This window comes from Micromonospora phytophila, assembly GCF_023656545.1.
In the GTDB taxonomy this organism is placed as follows: Bacteria; Actinomycetota; Actinomycetes; order Mycobacteriales; family Micromonosporaceae; genus Micromonospora; species Micromonospora phytophila.
The window spans coordinates 1-1,617 of record NZ_JAMOKF010000593.1; the positions used below are offsets into that span (position 1 = coordinate 1).

Below are 1,617 nucleotides of genomic sequence, written 5' to 3' on the forward strand. Positions count from 1 at the left end.
CCGATCGGGCCGCGCCGGGTGTCCAGCACCGAGCCGGTGCGCCGCGCCACCGCCCGGGCGTCGTCGTGCAGCGCCGCGAGGTCGGCGGCGCCGTCGGCGACCAGCTTCAGCAGGGCGTTGCGCCCGGCCGGGTAGGTCACCACCGCGCCGGCCGCGGTGTGGACCACCGATTCGCGGAACTCACCCTGCCGGACCGTGTCGGCCACCCGGTGGCCGAGGCCGAAGCTGGCCGCGGCGAGCGCCGCCAGGTGGGTGGCGTCCGTCGCGGGCAGATCGCTGGAGATCAGCAGGCCGTCCGTGCCGGCCAGCACCGTGCCGGCGACCTCGGGGCGGCGTCGGCGCAGCCCCCGCAACTCCGTTCCCATCACTGTGTCCGCGTCCACGAGCGTCTCCCCGTCCGTCGCGCTTCCTCATCTGGTCACGTTCCGCGCAGGGAACGCTACCGCCGGCCATGGCCTCCGCGCGATCCCGTGACCGTCGGCGATCGGTCGACAACTCTCGACTGAACGGAGGTTGCGTCCTCGTCCCCGACAGGTCGCCGTCGCGCTGTCCGGCCCGTCCCGGCGTAACCTGACGGAATGAGCAGCGCCTGGGAGAGCCTGACCGTCGACGCCCGGGACCCGGCCCGGCTCGCCCACTGGTGGGCCGAGGCGCTGGGCTACCAGGTGGTCGCCGAGAAGCCGGACGGGGTGGAGATCCGCCAGTCCGCCGACCGGCTGCCCGGCATCGTCTTCGTGCCGGTCGCCGACGGCAAGGAGGGCAAGAACCGCCTGCACCTCGACCTGCGCCCCGACGACCAGGAGGCCGAGGTCGAGCGGCTGGTCGACATGGGGGCCCGGCACGTCGACGTGGGTCAGGGCGACGTCGGGTGGACCGTGCTGTCCGACCCGGAGGGCAACGAGTTCTGCGTGCTCCGGCAGCGTGGGGATTGAGCGTCCACCCTGCGCCGCCTGATCCCGACGCGGAACGGTGGGTCGGGGAGCCGCCGAAGGACACCGGCTACGGGCGCTCGGCGTACGAGCGGGACCGGGCCCGGGTGCTGCACTCGGCGGCGTTCCGGCGGCTCGCCGCGAAGACCCAGGTGCACACGGCCGGCACCGACGACTTCCTGCGGACCCGGCTGACCCACTCGCTGGAGGTCGCCCAGATCGCCCGGGAGATGGGCGCCCGGCTGGGCTGTGACCCGGACGTGGTGGACACCGCCGGTCTCGCCCACGACCTCGGGCACCCGCCGTTCGGGCACAACGGCGAGGACGCGCTGGACGCCCTCGCCGCCCCCTGCGGCGGCTTCGAGGGCAACGCGCAGACGCTGCGGGTGCTGACCCGGCTGGAGGCCAAGGTGCTCGCGCCGGACGGGACGTCCGCCGGGCTCAACCTGACCCGCGCGGCCCTCGACGCGGTCAGCAAGTACCCCTGGCCCCGGCGCCCCGGCAACCGCAAGTTCGGGGTGTACGCCGACGACCTGCCCGTCTTCATTTGGCTGCGCTCCGGCGCCCCGTCCGGCGCCGACGTCGCTCCCGAAAGCGGCGATGTCGACGCCCGTTCGGGCGGCCACCAGGCCGGCGCCGGCGGCGCTCCGGTCGGCGCCGGCGGCCCGTCGGGGGGCGCCCGCGCCGA

3 protein-coding genes are annotated in these 1,617 nt (G+C 75.3%); 2 read left to right on the forward strand and 1 reads right to left on the reverse strand.

Annotation, left to right across the window (positions count from 1 at the left end; genetic code table 11):
• Positions 1-383 (reverse strand): roadblock/LC7 domain-containing protein (locus tag NCC78_RS31590; RefSeq protein ID WP_250799102.1); only part of this gene is annotated, 383 nt, incomplete at its 3' end.
• Between the two features lie 195 nt (positions 384-578).
• Here NCC78_RS31590 and NCC78_RS31595 point away from each other — a divergent pair.
• Positions 579-932: a VOC family protein gene (locus tag NCC78_RS31595; protein WP_250799103.1), complete on the forward strand. Its 354-nt coding sequence runs from the start codon at positions 579-581 to the stop codon at positions 930-932.
• Positions 929-1,617 (forward strand): dGTP triphosphohydrolase (dgt, locus tag NCC78_RS31600; RefSeq protein ID WP_250799104.1); only part of this gene is annotated, 689 nt, incomplete at its 3' end. The genes NCC78_RS31595 and dgt, both read left to right, overlap by 4 nt.

Coding starts and splice junctions, on each gene's coding strand:
- NCC78_RS31595 (WP_250799103.1), top strand. CDS start 579: ATGAGCAGCGCCTGGGAGAGCCTGACCGTCGACGCCCGGGACCCGGCC.